This is a genomic window from Streptomyces sp. NPDC055140, assembly GCF_053607285.1.
Window position 1 is genome coordinate 1 of sequence record NZ_JBSGTG010000042.1, and the last position, 15842, is coordinate 15842.

A 15842-nucleotide genomic window follows, 5' to 3' on the forward strand; every position below is an offset into this window, starting at 1 on the left:
GGTAGCGTCACGGTCGTGAAGTTGACCGTGCAGGTGAAGCTCCTGCCGACGCCCGTGCAGGCGGCGGCACTTGAGGAATCCCTGCATGCCTGCAACGAGGCGGCGACCTGGGTGTCGTCCGTGGCGTTCGAAAGAGATGTGAAACGCAACTTCGCCCTGCGTGAGCACACCTACACGGCGGTCAAGGACCGGTGGGGGCTCGGAGCCCAGGCGGCCCAGCACGTCATCAAGAAGACCTGCGACGCCTACCGCACGTTGAGGGCGAACCTGAAGGCAGGAAACCTCGGCAAGCCCACCTCCAAGCGCTACCGGCGGGCCACCGAAAAACCGATCGCCTTCCGCCCGGAGGGCGCCCAGCCCTACGACGACCGGATGCTGTCCTGGCAGCACACAGAGCGCACGGTGTCCATCTGGACCCTGTCCGGCCGGATGAAGCAACTGGCGTTCACCGCCGCCCCCGAACACTTGGCCCGCCTGGTCCTGTATCGCAAGGGCGAGTCCGACCTGCTGTTCCGTGACGGGATGTGGTTCCTGATCGCCACCTGCGAGGTCCCCGAGGCCGAACTCAAGACCAACGTGGTGGAGTTCCTGGGGGTCGATTGGGGATCGTGAACATCGCGACCACCTCGGACGGTCAGATCATGGCCGGACGCCGGCTGAACCGCGGGCGTCTGCGCGAGCGCGTCCTGCGGCAGAAACTCCAGCGTAAGAACACTCCGTCCGCCAGGCGGCGCCTGAAGAGGCGGCGCCGTAAGGAGGCGCGGCGGGCGCGGGACATCAACCACAAGATCGCGAAGCATGTGGTGGCCGAGGCAGAACGCACCGGTCGCGGAATCGCCCTGGAAGACCTCACGGGCATCCGCGCACGGGTACGGCTTCGCAAGCCCCAACGGGCCACCCACTCCTCCTGGGCTTTTGCCCAGCTCGGAGCGTTCATCGCGTACAAGGCCCGCAAGGCAGGGGTCCCGGTGGTGCACGTCGATGCGGCGTACACCTCCCGCACCTGCTCCCAGTGCGGGCACATCGACAAGGCGAACCGGGTCTCCCAGGCCCGCTTCGTATGCCGGTCCTGCGGTGTCGTTGCACACGCGGACCGCAACGGCTCCCGCAACATCCGTCACCGTGCGGAAGAGTTGTGGCGACGCGGGGCGCAGTCAACCGCCCCAGACCCACCCCCGAACACCGGACGTGGGACAGGACGCAAACGCAGCACCACAGCCAGTGGCGCCCGTTGTGCAAGCCCGGGACTTTCAGTCCCGGGTGGTTGACGACCAGTGCGGCCATGCGCTGCTTCCTTCCCGGGATGGGTGACACGAGATGTTCGTATCGATGATGCAGACCTGGACGCGGCCAGGAAGTCATCGCGGTGCGGGCGCCGGGTTCAGCGCTACCGTCCCGCCGCACTCCTCATGCGTCGCGGTATGCCGGCGAGGGGTCGCGCGGGCAGCACCGGCCGATACGGACATCGCCGATTGCGCGCCGGCAGAACAAACCATTGTCCATTGACCTGCCCGTACGCCAGGTTGGCAAAGGCGCACTGGAGCTTGTGCTGGACGCCTTCGCGCGCTGAATCTGCGCAAGGCCGGTGGCCGGCAACGGACCGATTCCACGCACGTCCTGGCGGCGGTGCGCACCTTGAACCGGATGGAGTTCGTCGGCGAGACATCGCGGGCTGTACTGGAGGCGCCGGCGGTCTCGGCCCCGACGTGGCTGTCCGGTCTGGTCACAGCCGAGTGGGCCGAGCGCTACGGACCACGAGGGGACGACTTCCGCTTCCCCAAGGGCGAAGAGGTCCGTGAACAGTGGTCCCAGCAGGTCGGGCGCGACGGGTTCTTCCTGCTGGAAGCGGTCTACGAACCCATGGCTCCTGGCTGGCTGCACGAGGTCGACGCGGTGCAGGCGCTGCGGCAATCGTGGGTCCAGCAGCACCACCGTGACGAGAGGGGGTGCGCTGGCAGGAGGGCAAGGACCTCCCACCGGTTTATCACCGCCTGTGCTCGCCCTACGACACCGACGCCCGCTACGGGATCAAACGCGGCTCCGGCTGGACCGGCTACAAGGCGCACCTGACAGAGACCTGCGAGCCGGACACGCCCCATGTGATCACGCAGGTGGCCACCACCGACGCTGTGGTGGCGGACAGCGAGATGACCGAGCCGGTTCACCAGACGCTCGCGGAACGGGAGTTGCTGCCGGACGTCCACGTCGTGGATACCGGTTACACCACCGCCGCCCTGTTCATCACCGCGACCGAGCGGGGCATGGAACTGCTGGGACCAGCCCCGCACGACAGCAGTCGCCAGTCCCGGCAGGACCAGGGCTTCTCACGCGCCGACTTCCCCATCGACTGGGAGGCCGAGAGCGCCATCTGCCCGGGCGGGCACAAGTCACGGAATCCCGCCCCAAGCACGTGCCGCGTAGCGGCACGGCAACGAGCGGGACGGCCAGAATCTCCCTCCTCCAGGAGGGAGTACGAGTCAACGGTGTTCCGGGTTTTCGTAGTCGTGGCGGCAGCCGGCGTCCCAGGCGGTGCGCTGGTTGCCGTAGGCGGGGATGCCGCCGAGATCTTTCAATGCCCGGGCCAGGTGCAGCAGGTTCCATGTCATGAACGTGGTGTTGCGGTTGGTGAAGTCGTTCTCGGGGCCGCCGGAGCCCGGGTCGAGGTAGGAGGGGCCGGGGCCGGCCTCACCGATCCATCCGGCGTCGGCCTGGGGAGGGATGGTGTAACCCAGGTGTTGCAGGCTGTAGAGGACGTTCATCGCGCAGTGTTTGACGCCGTCCTCATTGCCGGTGATCAGGCAGCCGCCGACGCGGCCGTAATAGGCGTACTGTCCTGTGTCGTTGAGAAGACTGGAACAGGCGTAGAGGCGTTCGATCACCCGCTTCGTCACGGAGCTGTTGTCGCCCAGCCAGATCGGGCCGGCCAGCACGAGGATGTCGGCGGCCATGACCTGACGGTAGAGGTCCGGCCAGGCGTCGGTCTCCCAGCCGTGCTCCGTCATGTCGGGCCACACGCCCGTGGCGATGTCGTGGTCGACGGCCCGGATAACGTCGACGTGGACTCCCTGGGCTTCCAGGATTGCGGTGCTGCGGTCGATCAGGCCCTGGGTGTTGCTCGGCTCCGGCGAGCGTTTGAGGGTGCAGTTGATTACGAGCGCCCGCAGGTCGTCGTACCGGGCCGAAGGTGCGTCGGTGGCGGGTGACGAAGTGGTCATACGGTCCTCCCAGAGCCCTGTCGCCACCTGGTGCGCGGCGACTTGTCCACTTTGCTCAGCGCAGGGCCCGGCCGGCGGCAGCCGCCACAGCAGAGCCTCCGAATGGCCCTGGTGGTCTGCACATGCGGTCGGCTGATCCCGAGTAGGCGCTGCGCGGCCTGCTGGTACAGATCACGGGTACCGACATCGAGGTCCTCGACGATGCCCGGATGAATGGCACGTTCGCCCCAATCCCAAGATTCCGGAGAGCGCCGCTGGCAAGCTCTGTGGCGATCCAGCACTGCCACATGGAGTTCCCCGCATTCGTGCCAGCCAGGTGGCGAGGTAGGTGGCGATGCGAACTCACCGGAGAATCCACACCGACCTGGCGAATCGAAGCCGATGAAACGGGCAGAGCCGCCTGAACATTGATCAGATGCTCTCCTACTCCAACGCGTGAACCGCCGCGGAGAATACCGGTGACATCCGGGATGCCGCCGGGACGATGAGGCGGGCGGTGCCGGGACGGCGGCCTGCGGCCAGGAGGGCGCCGGTCAGCAGCCGGTGGCGACGGGTCAGCCGCGTCCAGGCGCGCTCGTACTCGTGCGGTCGTCCGGCGGCCAGGCAGCGGACGGCTGCCCGTGCCGTCGCAAGGCCGAGAGCGATCCCCTCGCCGGTCAGGGCGTCCAGGTAGCCCGCGGCGTCGCCGACGAGCAGGACACGGCCGGCGACTCTGCGTCGTGCGCGCTGCCGCAGCGGTCCCGCGCCACGTACGTCGGTCGCGGCCGCACCGCGGAGCGACGCCGTGAGGGCGGGGAAGCCGGCGAGGTGCTGGTCGTAGCTGCGGCGGCAGCGGCTGAGGATCGCGACGCCCACCAGGTCCTCGCCGACCGGTGTCACGTAGGCCTCGCCCTCACCGGACCAGTGGACCTCCACGAAGTCGGTCCATGGCTCGACGCGGAAGTGCCGGCGGAGTCCGTAGCGGCCGTCTTTGACGCCAGGCATCTCCAGCCCCACCGTCCGCCGCACGGGGGAGTGCAGACCGTCAGCGGCGATCAGCCAGCGGGCCGTCGTGCCCGCCGCGGTGACAGCGTCAGCGCTCTGGTGCACTTCGCCGACCTTGCCCGTCACCATCCGCACGCCGAGATCGAGAACGCGCCGGTGAAGCGCGGCGTGCAGCGTCGTACGGCGGATTCCCAGCCCGCTACGGTCGCGGAAGCACGCTTCGGCGCGTGCCGTGCCGTCCACGTAGCGGATGCCGCGCAGTTCGTGGCCGGTGACCTGGATGCCCAGTCCTCGCAGTTCGGCGACACCGCTCGGCATGACGCCCTCTCCGCAGGCCTTGTCCACGGGCGCGGTGCGGGGTTCGACGACGACTGTCTCCAGGCCGGCGAGCGCGGCGTGGATGGCGGCGGCCAGACCGGCCGGCCCGCCGCCCGCCACCAGTACGTCGATCACGCCGCGGCGGGCGTGGTCGAGGCGGCCAGGGCCCGGTTCTCGCAGCGAATGCGGACGGTGAGCAGAGCGGCGTTGAGCAGGGTGAACGAGGTGGCTGTGACCCAGGCGGAGTGGATCAGCGGAAGGGCGACGCCCTCGGCGACGACGGCCACATAGTTGGGGTGCCGCAGCCAGCGGTACGGGCCTCCTGTCACCAGAGGCAGTCCGGGTACGACGATCACCCGGGTGTTCCAGCGGGGCCCGAGCGTGCTGACACACCACCACCGCAGGGCCTGGGCAGCCGCGAACAGGGCCAGCATCGGCCAGGCCAGTGCAGGCAGGAAAGGACGGTCGGCCAGCCATACCTCGCAGAGGCAGCCACCCAGCAGTCCGGTGTGGAGGGCGACCATCGCCGGGTAGTGGCCCTGCCCGAAGACGGTTGCTCCGCGGGCTGCGCTCCACCGTTCGTTGCGACGGGCGACGACGAGTTCGGCGACGCGCTCGCCCGCGACGGCGGCCACCAGCAGTTCGTACCAGATCATGTGTCCTCTGTCCTCCGAGATCCGAACTACCAGCGCAGCAATACGAGTTCGCAAGCGAAGCCGGGCCCCATCGCAAGCAGCACACCCGGCGTGCCCGGCGGCGGACGGTGGTCGGCCAGGGTGTCGCGCAGCACGTGGAGCACCGACGACGAGGACAGGTTGCCCACCTCGGCCAAATGACGCCAGGTCACATCGAGTGCGTCACAGGGCAGGTCGAGTGCCTCGGCGACAGCCTCCAGCACCTTGGGGCCGCCGGGGTGGCACACCCACGCAGTCACGTCCTTCCTCTTCAGCCCGTGGTCTCCGAGGAACCCCTCGACGTCATCGGCAAGGTGGCGGCGTATGACGTCGGGGACCCGAGGATCCAGGACGACCCGGAAGCCGGAGTCCCTTACGTCCCAGCCCAGGAGGCGCCCGGTGTCCGGATAGAGGTGGCTGCGGGTGTCCACGATCGTCGGGCCGGCGGTCTCGGCCTGGCGGTGTGCCCCGAACCCGACGACTGCAGCGGCCCCGTCGCCGAACAGCCCGGTGGCGACCAGGTTGGCCATGGTGGCGTCATTGCGCTGGAACGTGAGTGAGCACAGTTCGACCGACAGGAGCACCGCCACGTGGTCGGGCCGGCCGACGAGGTAGTCGTGCATGCGTGCCAGACCGGCGGCGCCGCCGGCACAGCCCAGTCCGAACATGGGCAGTCTTTTGACATCCCGCCGCAGTCCGAGGCGCACAGCGAGCCGGGCATCGATCGACGGGGTGGAGATGCCGCTGACAGAGGTGAAGATCAGCAGGTCCACGTCCGCCGCCGACATCCCGGCCATGCGCAGTGCGTCCCGGACAGCCCGGCCGCCCAGGTCGGTGGCGGAAGCGATGAAGACGTCGTTGGCGGCGCCGAACCCGTCCAGTTCCTCGTACTGGTCGAGGGGCAGCGTCATGTGGCGCGAGTCGACCCTGGCGCTGCGGTGCAGCCGGTCCAGGACCCTGCGGTCGGTGCCCTCGGGCAGACACGTGCGAGCCACCATGTCGGTGATCTCGGACTGGGCGCGACGGTGCGGTGCGAGGGCGCCGTGAACGGCAGCGATCCGCGTCATAGGGTTCCCGTCCGACGACCGACTGGGCTGGCTTGCTCTCCACGTGTTCCCCACGCCGAGGGCTCGCCACCAGGGATCGCCCGTCCGGCCGTTCGGCCCCGGGCGCGTACTCAGGCCGGGCGGGGCCGGGGCGTCTACGCTCGGCCGGGTGGGCACTCCCGAGCATGCGGCGGACGGCGCGACCGAGAGTTGGGCGGGCCGGGCGGTCGGCCTGGCCGGTACGTGCCACCCCGCACCCGTGGTGGTGGTCACCGCCTTGACGGCCGTGATGGCCATGACCTCCGGCCAGGGCACCGCGCGACTCGTCCTCACCACGGTCGCCGTTCTGGCAGGTCAGCTGTCCATCGGATGGTGCAACGACGCCTTCGACGCACGCCGTGACATCGCCGCAGGCCGACATGGCAAGCCCATCGTCGACGGCGCCGTCGAGGCGAGGCATGTGTGGGTGGCCGCATACGTCGCGCTGGCGCTGTGCTTACCGCTTTCGCTGGCCTGTGGTGTGTGGGCGGGCACGGTTCACCTCGTGGGCGTGGCGGCGGCGTGGGCGTACGACCTACGACTCAAGGCGACAGCATGGTCCTGGGTGCCGTACGCGGTGGGTTTCGCCACGCTCCCGTCGTTCGTGGCGCTGGGACTGCCGGGGCAACCGTGGCCGCCCTGGTGGGTCGTCACCGCCGGTGCGCTCCTGGGAGTCGGAGCCCATCTGGGCGATGTGCTGCCGGACATCCGCTCGGATCTGGCGCTGGGCGTACGGGGATGGCCGCACAGATTCGGCCCTGACGGTGCGCGCCTGCTGCTCCCGGTCCCGCTGGTGACCGCGACGGCGGTTCTGGCACTGGGCCCCGCCGGCCCACCCGGCAGATGGGGAGCGATGGCCCTCGCGGTGGCCGTCCTGGTCGCGGTGACGGGGACGGTGACGGGGCGCCGCCGGGAGCGGACGGCGTTCGGTGCGGCCGTGGTCGTGGCGGCGGTGGACGTGGCGTTGCTTGTGCTGCGGGGGACTGGGGTCAGGTGATCGTCGGGCGGCCTTCGCCGGGACGGGTTCCAAGCCGAGCGTCGCGGTGCCCTTCGCCTCCTCGCGCTGGGGTTCCCTCGCCTCCTTCGGAGCGAAGGCCTACCGGGGAACGAAGCGCTACCACGGCGCCGGCTTCGTCGCGGTGGTGGAGTTCGGGCCGTGCGTGCGCGCCTGGGCAGTGACCGCCGGCGGCGCGAGCGGACACCCCGACTCACCGCACGTCAACAACCAGGCCGGACGCTATGCCAAGAGCGACCTTCGACCGGTCCACTTCTCTGCGGATGACCTTCGGGGCCATATCGAGGGGAGGTACCTCCCGGGCGGGTGAGGCCGGTCGCCCCGGCGGGGCGGGCAGGATGTCGGCGCCGTGCGGACATCCGCGCCGCACGCGCGTCTGCCCGCCGCTCGCGGTGAGGGGCGCGCGCTCCCCGGGCTCCCGCACGAGAGCGGGAAGGGGAGGGACTTCTCTACTCCCTGAGTCGCCTGTGCCGATCAACTTCAACTCCCGGCTGATCGAGCTGCGGGCCCACTGCCCGGCGGTGGACTGCCTGCGACCTCGATGATTGATTCTGCTTGGAGTCGCATGTTTACGAGCATGTATTGACACTCTTCGGACGGGGCGTCATAGTCTTCCGCAGGCAATTGGGCTGCAGAGTTTTGACGAACGAAGAATGTGCCTACTGGTGCGGCAGCTGTCGCTGCAACGCTCCTTCGGGGGCAAGTAACAGCACGTTGCACGGGAATTGGGATTGTCAGGTACATGCCGATACTCGGTCGGTGGTGGCCTTCCCCTCACTCCACGTCGATCGGAGAGGACTCGGCACTGGGGCGCCGGTGCCCGGAATGCGCGTAGAAGCGGGACAAGGGGTGGGCGTCGGCCCAGGAGTTGGGGCGACAGAGTCACCTCAGTCGTATCGCGGACACCACCGCGCAGTCGTTCCCGCCTGCAGCACTCATGCGAGAAGGCGGTGCCCAGACGTTCACGGCTCTGCCCACCTTCAACACCCCCTTGAGGAGCATCAGATGAAACGAGCGTTGACACGCATTGCGGTAGCAGCCCTCGCCGCACTCGTCCCGTTCATCGCGGCACCTGGCGCACAGGCGCAGACCTTCGGCGGGAACGAACTGCTGTCGTGGACGGTGAGCGGGGCTCCCAGTGAGGGACTGACATCCCTCAACTTCCCGATCACCGTGAACACCGGCACCGCCCATGTATCCGGGACCTACTTCGCGATGCAGTACGGGTTCACCGGACAGAGCGACATCGGGTACGCAGGACTGCAGCCGCGGCCGGATGCGAACGGGCACCAGCGCCTGCGCGGGGTGTTCTCCTCCTTCATCAGCGGCACGACAAGCACCCACGCCAACTGTTCGGACGGGGCTGACGGCGGCGCCGGTGTCAGCTGCGGAGTGGACTTCGACGCCGTGTACGGCCACACCTTCCGCGTCGAGATCGCCCAGGCCGGCACAGACACCTGGTCGGGCACCGTCGTCGACACCAACAGTGGACAGCGGATCCCCGTCGGCACCTACAAGTTGCCCGCCGGTTCCGGCAACCTGAAGGCCTCCCAGTCGGGCTTTATCGAGTACTACAACGTGCCCAGCTGTGACCAGCAGCAGCGGTACGACGTCACGTTCGGCGGACCCTCCTCCGGATCCCTGTCCGGTTCGACCAAGTGGGTCAAGGAATACGGAGAGTGCGCCGGCTACGGCAGCACCCAAGTGACCACGGTCGGCGCAGGTGTGCACGTGACCCGCGGCAGCGCGGGTTAGCAGGCCAGGGGCAGGCCTTTGGTATCGGCCCTTGGGAAGATGTCGCGGCTGCTGGATCGACCTCGGGCTGATGGCTCGCCAGGGGCGGCCTCCCGGAGGCCGCCCCTGGATCACGCGCCCGCCGCCAACGCGACCTGTAACGTCGACGGACATGACAGCAGAGTCACCGGCGCAGACTGTGCAACGCTTGTTCCCCCTGCTCGCCGAGGGGAAGAGTGCGGAGGCGGCGGCGCTGTTCGCCGACTCGGTGTCGTTCTCCATCCCGCATCCGCCGGGCATTCCCTGGGTCCCGGAGGTCCACTCGGCGGAGGGCATGCGGAGGTTCTTCGAGCTGCTGCAGACCCATGTGCAGGCCAAGGAGTTCGACCTCCGCCAGGTCATCGCCGAGGGCGACGACGTAGTGCTCATCGGACGCATGGTCTCCGAGGTCAGGAAGACGGGCCGGGACATCGACACCGCGTTCGCAATGCACACCACAGTCCGGGACGGACAGATCACCCGCTACCACCTCTACGAGGACAGCTACGCCGTTGCCAAGGCCTACTTCGACGACTGATCGCCAGGCGGGCCCGCTCAGCTTTTGACCTCTGGCCTGGAACGTCGCATCGCACGCACCCACGGACGCGATGCTCTGTGCACCACCGGCGCCTGGCCCAACCGTGATTGCACGGCGATGCGTCGATGATCTGGACAAACGACCTCGTTGAGGCACCTGGTTGTGACTGAGCGCCCCGATGGCCGCACTGAGTACCGCAGTTGGCCACCGGATGGCCGCCCTGGGTGGCTGTGCACCTACCGGAAGTCGAGGCGCGGATCGGTCCCGGCCAGCTCACCGCCGGCGGCCCACAGGCTGGTGGCGACGGCCGGGTCGGTCATATGCGAGGGAACGGGCTCAAGCCGTGGTGTGCCACGCAGAACCGAAGACCCTCAGCTCCCACAGCTGTCCTCCCTGCACCTGCGAGTCGAGGACTGCACGGACGACAGGCCATGCCCCGGCGCCTTGCCCTGTACTGCCGGCTGCTGGCCACCAACCCCGGCCGGGCGCGGGCGCTGGTGGTCGAGTCGGCGGCGTGGGCCCAGTTGATGGGGCGCTGGTGGCCGAGCGCCGCCCCGACCGGCCGGTACCGCCGATGGCTGGTACCGCCGCGATCGAGGCGGTTGTGCATCTGCTGGCCACCGCCACCGAGGAGGGCCTCGACCGGTCCTCGATGAGCGGCAGCCTGGCCGGCACCGCCTACCGTCTGCTGCTGGCCTGACGGCGGGTGGTCGGCGGCTAGCTCAGATGGCGGGTGAAGAACTGGGCCGCGGCGTCCCCCGCGAACTGTGGGACGCCGGCGTGCCCGCCCATATTGGCGTGCAGGGACTTCTCCTTGGAGCCGAGGGCGTCGAACAGGTCCAGGGCCGCCTGCCGGTCGTTCCCTTCGTCGTCCCACTGCAGCAGGACGTGCAGCGGAACGGTGACCTGGCGGGCCTCCTCGAACATGGCGCGAGGCACGAAACTTCCGGCGAACAGAACGGCGGCCGAGATGCGCGGCTCGACCACCGCCAGCCGGATGCCGATGGAGATCACTCCCCCCGAGTACCCGACCGGGCCGCCGATCTCGGGCAGCGAAAGGAGGGCGTCCAGGGCGGCCTGCCATTCCGGGACCGCCTTTTCGACCAGCGGGAGGATGAGGGCGTCGACGATCTCGTCGCTGACCGGCTCCTTGGCCTCCATCGCCCGGCGCAGGTCGGCGCGGGCCTGCTCGGCGGCGGCCCAACGGGGCCGGTCGCCGCTTCCGGGGAGCTCGATGGTGGCCGTGGCAAAGCCCTCCGCCGCGGAGTGCCGGGCCCAGGCCACCAGCCGGGGGTACATCTTGCGCAGCCCGAGGGGAGGGTGGCCGAGCAGGATCAGCGGCGCCGGTGCGGATGCGGATCCGGGCGTCCACAGGATGCCGGGGATCCCGTCGAGGGTGAATTCGCGCTCGAGGACGCCGTCGTCGAGGCGCTGCTCAGAAGTGAATTGCATGGTCGTGCCTTTCGAGAGGGCTCTAAAACGGCGCTCCCGGACGACCTATCGCCCGACCGTGACCCCGGAGGGGAGCACCCATGTCGATACTGCGTTCACGGGTACCACCTCCTCGTTCTCTCGCACGGCCTCCGGGAGATTAGCAGTGGTCGCCGTGGTCCACCAACGGGTTTTTTTTACGGAGGCTCCGTGGCTATCGGAGGGAGGGCGGAGGTCGGACTTGGGCCGTTGAACTGGTCCCACCACCAGCGGTTGGCTGGCAGGGGGGATACAGGTTTGGGTGACAGGTTTGGTCACGCGGCCTGGAGGGCCGGTGTGGTCATGACGGTTTCGTATTCGGCGGGGGGCGGCCGGCCGAGCGAGGCTTGTCTGTGGCGTTGGTGGTAGGTCTTCTCGATCCAGGTCACGATCGCGATCCGCAGTTCCTGACGGGTGGCCCACGAACGGCGGTCGAGGACGTCCTTCTGCAGCAGGCTGAAGAAGGACTCCATGGCCGCGTTGTCTCCCGCCGTCCCAACTCTCCCTATCGGTCCGGCGGTCCGGTGGCGGTCGAGTGCCCGGACGAGTACTGCATTGTCGAAGGGTATCGAGGGCCAGGCGCAGTCCGGCGGGTCAGCCGGCCGACGAGCGATCCATGCCAGATGAGAGCTGCGGGGCTGCCGGCTGCACAGCGCGGCACATTCCGGCCCCAAGGCTGTGCTTGTGCGTGCCGCGTTTGCACTCCGGGGCCTTGCTCATTTCGCGATCGATGTGCGATCTTGATTCCATACTGTTCATGGAAACGTTTCCACAAGGAGGTGGGGCGGATGGCCACGATCAAGGACGTCGCCGCACGGGCCGGGGTCGGGCTCGGCACCGCGTCCCGAGTACTCAGCGGCAGCAGTCAGACCTCGGCCGACTCCCGGTCCCGCGTGCTCGCGGCCGCGGCCGAGTTGGGATACATCGCCAACGGCCCCGCCCGCTCCCTGCGGCGCGCCCGCACCGACGTACTGGGGCTGCTCGTCTCGGACATCCGCAACCCGTTCTTCTCCGAGCTGGCTCACGCCGCCGAGCAGGAGGCGCGCCGCCACGGATACACCGTGCTGCTGGCCAACGCGAACGAGGACGCCGATCAGGCCGACGCCTACCTTCAGACCTTCGCCGCCCAACGCATCGACGGGCTGCTGTTCTCGCCGCAGAGCACAGTCTCGCCGCAGCTCGCGGCCACGCTCGCGTCCGGACTGCCGCTGGTGTTCCTCAACCGAAGCATCGAGGGCGTCGACGCCCCGCTGTACGGCACGGACAATGTGCAGGGCGTGGAACAGGTGTTGGCCTGGCTGCAGCGTCGGGGCCATCGCGACGTCGCCTTCATCGGCGGCCCGGACACGATCTCTACCGGAGCCGAGCGCCGCGCCGCGTACCTCGCCGGGCGCCAGGCACACGGCATCAGTAGCGACGACAGGCTGCTCGAGGCCGGTGACTTCCTGGCGGGCGGGGCGGCCGAGGCCATGTGCCGCCTCCTCGACCGCGGCGTCACATTCACGGCCGTGTTCGGCGCGAACGGTCCGACCACCCTGGGAGCCGTGCGCGCGCTGCGCGACCGGCTCGGCGCAGAGCAGGCCGCCCGCATCGAGATCGTCTCCTTCGACGACCTCGACTGGTTCGAGTTCGCCTCGCCGCCCATCAGCGCGGTCCGCAACGGCGCGTCGTCGATCGGCCGGCTTGGTGTGCGAGGGCTCGTCGACCTCATCGCCGGCCGAGCAGCACCCGGGCAACGCATCCCCACCACCTTCGCCGACCGGGCCTTGCCGGACAGCCGATGAGCACCCAGATCGCCGTCGGCGCCACCGTCACCGAAAACGCCGACTTCCTCAGCCGTCCGCCCGGCCCCGGCGAAGCTGTCGCAGCGCGCCCGGCCAGGACGCTCCTCGCCGATGCGCTCGGCGGTGATGCCGCCCTGCTCGATCTCCTCGCTCGCGATCCCGGCATCTTCGCTGGTGGGGCTGCCCAGTGGGAGGGCACTCCTTCAGGTCGTGCGGCTGTGCGCCGTGATGGGGCCCGGCGCCGAACACGCGATCCCCGTCAAGGCCGTCGGCTGCGCTTACGCAATCGCGCAGCGGGCGACCAACGGCTGCACGCTGCGCTCACCGCCGCTGTCACACCCGACCGAGCACTGCAACGTCCGCCCTCTTCATGGCGAAACCGCAGTGCGCCCTTGCTGAAAGGAACACCCGATGAAGGTCGCCCTCGGCGCAGACCACGCCGGATATGCGCTCAAGGACACCGTCCTCCAGGCCATCGAGGCTCTCGGACATGAGGTGATCGACTGCGGCACCCACAGCTGCGACCCTGTCGACTTCCCGGACATCACCCGCACCACCTGCGAGGTTGTGCTCTCTGGCTCCGCCGATCGGGCCGTGCTCGTCTGCGGCACCGGCCAGGGCGCCGTCATGGCGGCCAACAAGCTGCCCGGCGTCCGCTGCGGCCTCGCCCACGAGCCCTATTCCGCGCACCAGGCCGTCGAGCACGACGACGCCAACGCCATCGCCATGGGGGCCTGGCTGGTCCCGCACGCGCTCGTGCCCGACATCGTCCGCGAGTTCCTTGGTGCCGTCTTCGACAACGACGAAGAAACCCGCCGCCGGGTCGCCAAACTGAACGCGCTCGACGCTCTGACCCCGGCCCCCTGACAAGCAGCCCACGCACCCCTTGAGCGGGTGAGCCCTCTCTCTCGCTGACACCGAACGCCCTGCCCACGAACGACTACGCCGGGCGCCTCCTCGTCATGCCCCAAACACCCGGTCAAAGGACCCGGCCTCCCCTCGTGCGGCCCTCCCATCCTTCTCACTGCGTAGACGCCGGAGTCGATCCGGCGACCTTTCAAGGAGAACTCCCATGTCCACCAACGTCCCTGCCGGGCGGCGGAGCGTGCTCGGCTCCAAGGACCGCGTCAAGACCGCGATCGCCGCGGCCTTCGGCACGAGCGTCGAGAACTACGACTTCATCGCCTACGGCACCGCCTCCGCGCTCTACTTCGGAGCGGTCTTCTTCCCCGAGAGTGATCGGTTCGTCGGCACCTTGCTCTCCTTCGCCACCCTCGCGGTCGGCTTCGTCATGCGCCCGCTCGGGGGCGCCATCGGCGGCTACTTCGCCGACAAGTTCGGCCGTAAACCCGTCCTCGTGGCGGCGATGATCGTCATGGGTGCCGCCACCTTCCTCATCGGCGTGCTGCCGACCTACGGACAGGTCGGTGTGCTCGCACCGATCCTGCTCGTGGCCATCCGCATGATCCAGGGCCTCGCGTTCGGCGCCGAGTGGGGCGGGGCGATCACCATGACCTACGAGCATGCGCCGTGGCACCGCCGCGGCATGTTCGCGGCGATCCCCCAGTCCGGCAACCCTCTCGGCATTGCCCTGGCCAGTGGTGTGTTCGCGTGGAGCGACACCCTCGACGGCAACTGGCAGTGGAGGACCCCCTTCCTGCTCAGCGCCGTCATGGTGATCGCCGCGCTGATCGTCCGCTCCCGGCTCTCCGAATCCCCCGAATTCCAGGAAGCCCAGGCCGGCGGCAACACCGAGAAGAACCCGCTCCGCGCCACTCTGGCCGACGACTGGCGAGGCATCCTGCGCGTCATCGCCCTGCGCGTCGTCGAATCCTTCGCCTACTACTCCACCGCAACCTACTTGCTCAGCTACATCACGGAACGCCACCCCGACCTCCGGCCCGTCGCCCTCGGCGCGATCACCGCCGCCAGCATCCTTGCCATTGCGGTCACCTTCCTCGCCGGCGCGCTCACCGACCGCATCGGACGCCGCCCCATCTACATAACGGCTTGTGCGGCGGCGATCCTCTTCGCCTTCCCGATGTATTTGCTCACCAACGCTGCCCAACCCGCGCTTGTGGTCACGGTGTTCATCATCGGTATCGGCCTCATCCACGCATCACTCACCGGAACCCAGGGCTCTCTGCTCACCGAGCAGTTCCGCACTGCGACCCGTACCTCGGGAGCCTCGCTCGGCTACCAAGTCGCCGCGGCCATCGGCGGCTTCGCCCCACTGCTCGCCGCCGCTCTGGTGGGTGCCTTCGGCTGGCCGGGCGCCGCGCTGCTCTACCTCGCCGCGGCTGTGATCGGCCTCGGCGGCATCCTCGTGACCAAGGAGACCTGGGGCCGCGATGAGCGGGAGCGCGTGCTCGGCCTTGTTGCAGAGGAAAGGCGTACTCAGACCGCTTCAGGGACACCGGCGAGTGGCGTCCTGCCACTCTCGTCTGAGGCTCGGTGAACTCTGCTCTCCGACTCACCCGCGAGTCCGCGGCACGCCGCCTCGCCCGGGCCGGCGGCCTTGCCTACCTGTACGTCGACGTACGAGGTGCGACGTGCGAATCGTGGTGAGCGCCCGTTTCTGATCCCCACGAGGCATCGCCGCTCGCCGCGGGGTCGCCGCTGCGGCCCCGGCGACCGAGGGCGGGCCTGGTGGGCAGGGTGGGAGACCCTTCCCATGAACGACGTCACGCGCGCCGAGCACGACGTCCCACGGCCGACCTCTTGGGGCGTCCAGGCGCCGTTCGGCAACGATCCGGGCGCGGCCGGGGCTCCGGGTCGGGCGCGGGGTGACAGCGAGCGCATGAAGCGTCCATCGCGCACCGCCTCCGCCGTTGTCGCCATCGGCGCCGCCCTCGCGCTGCTCGTCGGATGCGGGGGCGGCGCCGACGACGGCCACAAGTCGGCCTCGCCGCACGGCGGTTCGGACGGGGCCGCGCCCAGGGAGCCGAAGGCGATCCGGGCACCCGCCGCCGGGCAGGGGTCCAAG

14 protein-coding genes and 2 pseudogenes are annotated in these 15842 nt (G+C 69.2%); 10 read left to right on the forward strand and 6 right to left on the reverse strand.

Annotation, left to right across the window (positions count from 1 at the left end):
• Nucleotides 1-15: 15 nt before the first annotated feature.
• Nucleotides 16-1268 (forward strand): annotated as a pseudogene (locus tag ACWFR4_RS42585) (RNA-guided endonuclease InsQ/TnpB family protein).
• A gap of 678 nt (nucleotides 1269-1946) precedes the next feature.
• Nucleotides 1947-2282: pseudogene (locus ACWFR4_RS42590) on the forward strand (transposase); the annotation flags it as partial.
• 195 nt (nucleotides 2283-2477) lie between these two features.
• Here ACWFR4_RS42590 and ACWFR4_RS42595 read toward each other — a convergent pair.
• From ACWFR4_RS42595 to ACWFR4_RS42610, 4 genes are all read right to left on the reverse strand, one after another.
• On the reverse strand, nucleotides 2478-3215 hold the full coding sequence (locus ACWFR4_RS42595; RefSeq protein ID WP_453656861.1) for a flavodoxin family protein: 738 nt from the start codon (nucleotides 3213-3215) through the stop codon (nucleotides 2478-2480).
• Nucleotides 3216-3638: 423 nt separating this feature from the next.
• On the reverse strand, nucleotides 3639-4652 hold the full coding sequence (locus tag ACWFR4_RS42600; protein WP_453656862.1) for an NAD(P)/FAD-dependent oxidoreductase: 1014 nt from the start codon (nucleotides 4650-4652) through the stop codon (nucleotides 3639-3641).
• A complete protein-coding gene (locus tag ACWFR4_RS42605; RefSeq protein ID WP_453656863.1) occupies nucleotides 4649-5173 on the reverse strand; it encodes an isoprenylcysteine carboxyl methyltransferase family protein in 525 nt (174 codons plus the stop codon). The genes ACWFR4_RS42600 and ACWFR4_RS42605 overlap by 4 nt, the downstream gene beginning before the upstream one ends.
• A 26-nt stretch (nucleotides 5174-5199) precedes the next feature.
• Nucleotides 5200-6258, reverse strand: coding sequence for a type III polyketide synthase (locus ACWFR4_RS42610; RefSeq protein WP_453656864.1), 1059 nt, complete (start codon nucleotides 6256-6258; stop codon nucleotides 5200-5202).
• A 148-nt stretch (nucleotides 6259-6406) separates the two neighbouring features.
• On the opposite strand from ACWFR4_RS42610, the gene ACWFR4_RS42615 reads away from it, so the two are divergent.
• The 5 genes from ACWFR4_RS42615 (at nucleotide 6407) to ACWFR4_RS42635 (ending at nucleotide 10302) form a co-directional block, all read left to right on the forward strand.
• Complete coding sequence (locus tag ACWFR4_RS42615) at nucleotides 6407-7273, forward strand: UbiA family prenyltransferase (RefSeq protein WP_453656865.1); 867 nt, start codon at nucleotides 6407-6409, stop codon at nucleotides 7271-7273.
• Between the two features lie 46 nt (nucleotides 7274-7319).
• Nucleotides 7320-7601 (forward strand): penicillin acylase family protein, encoded by a 282-nt coding sequence (locus ACWFR4_RS42620; RefSeq protein WP_453656866.1) that lies wholly within the window; start codon nucleotides 7320-7322, stop codon nucleotides 7599-7601.
• A 695-nt stretch (nucleotides 7602-8296) separates the two neighbouring features.
• Entirely contained in the window at nucleotides 8297-9046 is a 750-nt protein-coding gene (locus ACWFR4_RS42625; protein WP_453469934.1) for a hypothetical protein, read from the forward strand.
• A gap of 151 nt (nucleotides 9047-9197) precedes the next feature.
• Nucleotides 9198-9602: a nuclear transport factor 2 family protein gene (locus tag ACWFR4_RS42630; RefSeq protein ID WP_453656867.1), complete on the forward strand. Its 405-nt coding sequence runs from the start codon at nucleotides 9198-9200 to the stop codon at nucleotides 9600-9602.
• Nucleotides 9603-10116: 514 nt separating this feature from the next.
• A complete protein-coding gene (locus ACWFR4_RS42635; RefSeq protein ID WP_453656868.1) occupies nucleotides 10117-10302 on the forward strand; it encodes a hypothetical protein in 186 nt (61 codons plus the stop codon).
• A 17-nt stretch (nucleotides 10303-10319) separates the two neighbouring features.
• On the opposite strand, the gene ACWFR4_RS42640 is transcribed toward ACWFR4_RS42635, so the two are convergent.
• Nucleotides 10320-11054 (reverse strand): dienelactone hydrolase family protein, encoded by a 735-nt coding sequence (locus ACWFR4_RS42640; RefSeq protein WP_453656869.1) that lies wholly within the window; start codon nucleotides 11052-11054, stop codon nucleotides 10320-10322.
• A gap of 293 nt (nucleotides 11055-11347) precedes the next feature.
• Nucleotides 11348-11746: an integrase core domain-containing protein gene (locus tag ACWFR4_RS42645; protein ID WP_453469971.1), complete on the reverse strand. Its 399-nt coding sequence runs from the start codon at nucleotides 11744-11746 to the stop codon at nucleotides 11348-11350.
• Between the two features lie 114 nt (nucleotides 11747-11860).
• On the opposite strand from ACWFR4_RS42645, the gene ACWFR4_RS42650 reads away from it, so the two are divergent.
• From ACWFR4_RS42650 to ACWFR4_RS42660, 3 genes are all read left to right on the forward strand, one after another.
• The gene (locus tag ACWFR4_RS42650; protein WP_453656870.1) at nucleotides 11861-12856 is read left to right on the forward strand and encodes a LacI family DNA-binding transcriptional regulator; all 996 of its coding nucleotides are present in this window, start codon (nucleotides 11861-11863) and stop codon (nucleotides 12854-12856) included.
• A 411-nt stretch (nucleotides 12857-13267) separates the two neighbouring features.
• Complete coding sequence (locus ACWFR4_RS42655; protein ID WP_453656871.1) at nucleotides 13268-13723, forward strand: RpiB/LacA/LacB family sugar-phosphate isomerase; 456 nt, start codon at nucleotides 13268-13270, stop codon at nucleotides 13721-13723.
• Nucleotides 13724-13928: 205 nt separating this feature from the next.
• Nucleotides 13929-15314 carry an MFS transporter gene (locus tag ACWFR4_RS42660; protein ID WP_453656872.1) on the forward strand — a complete coding sequence of 462 codons (1386 nt, stop codon included), beginning with the start codon at nucleotides 13929-13931 and terminating at the stop codon, nucleotides 15312-15314.
• The last annotated feature ends 528 nt before the right edge of the window (nucleotides 15315-15842 follow it).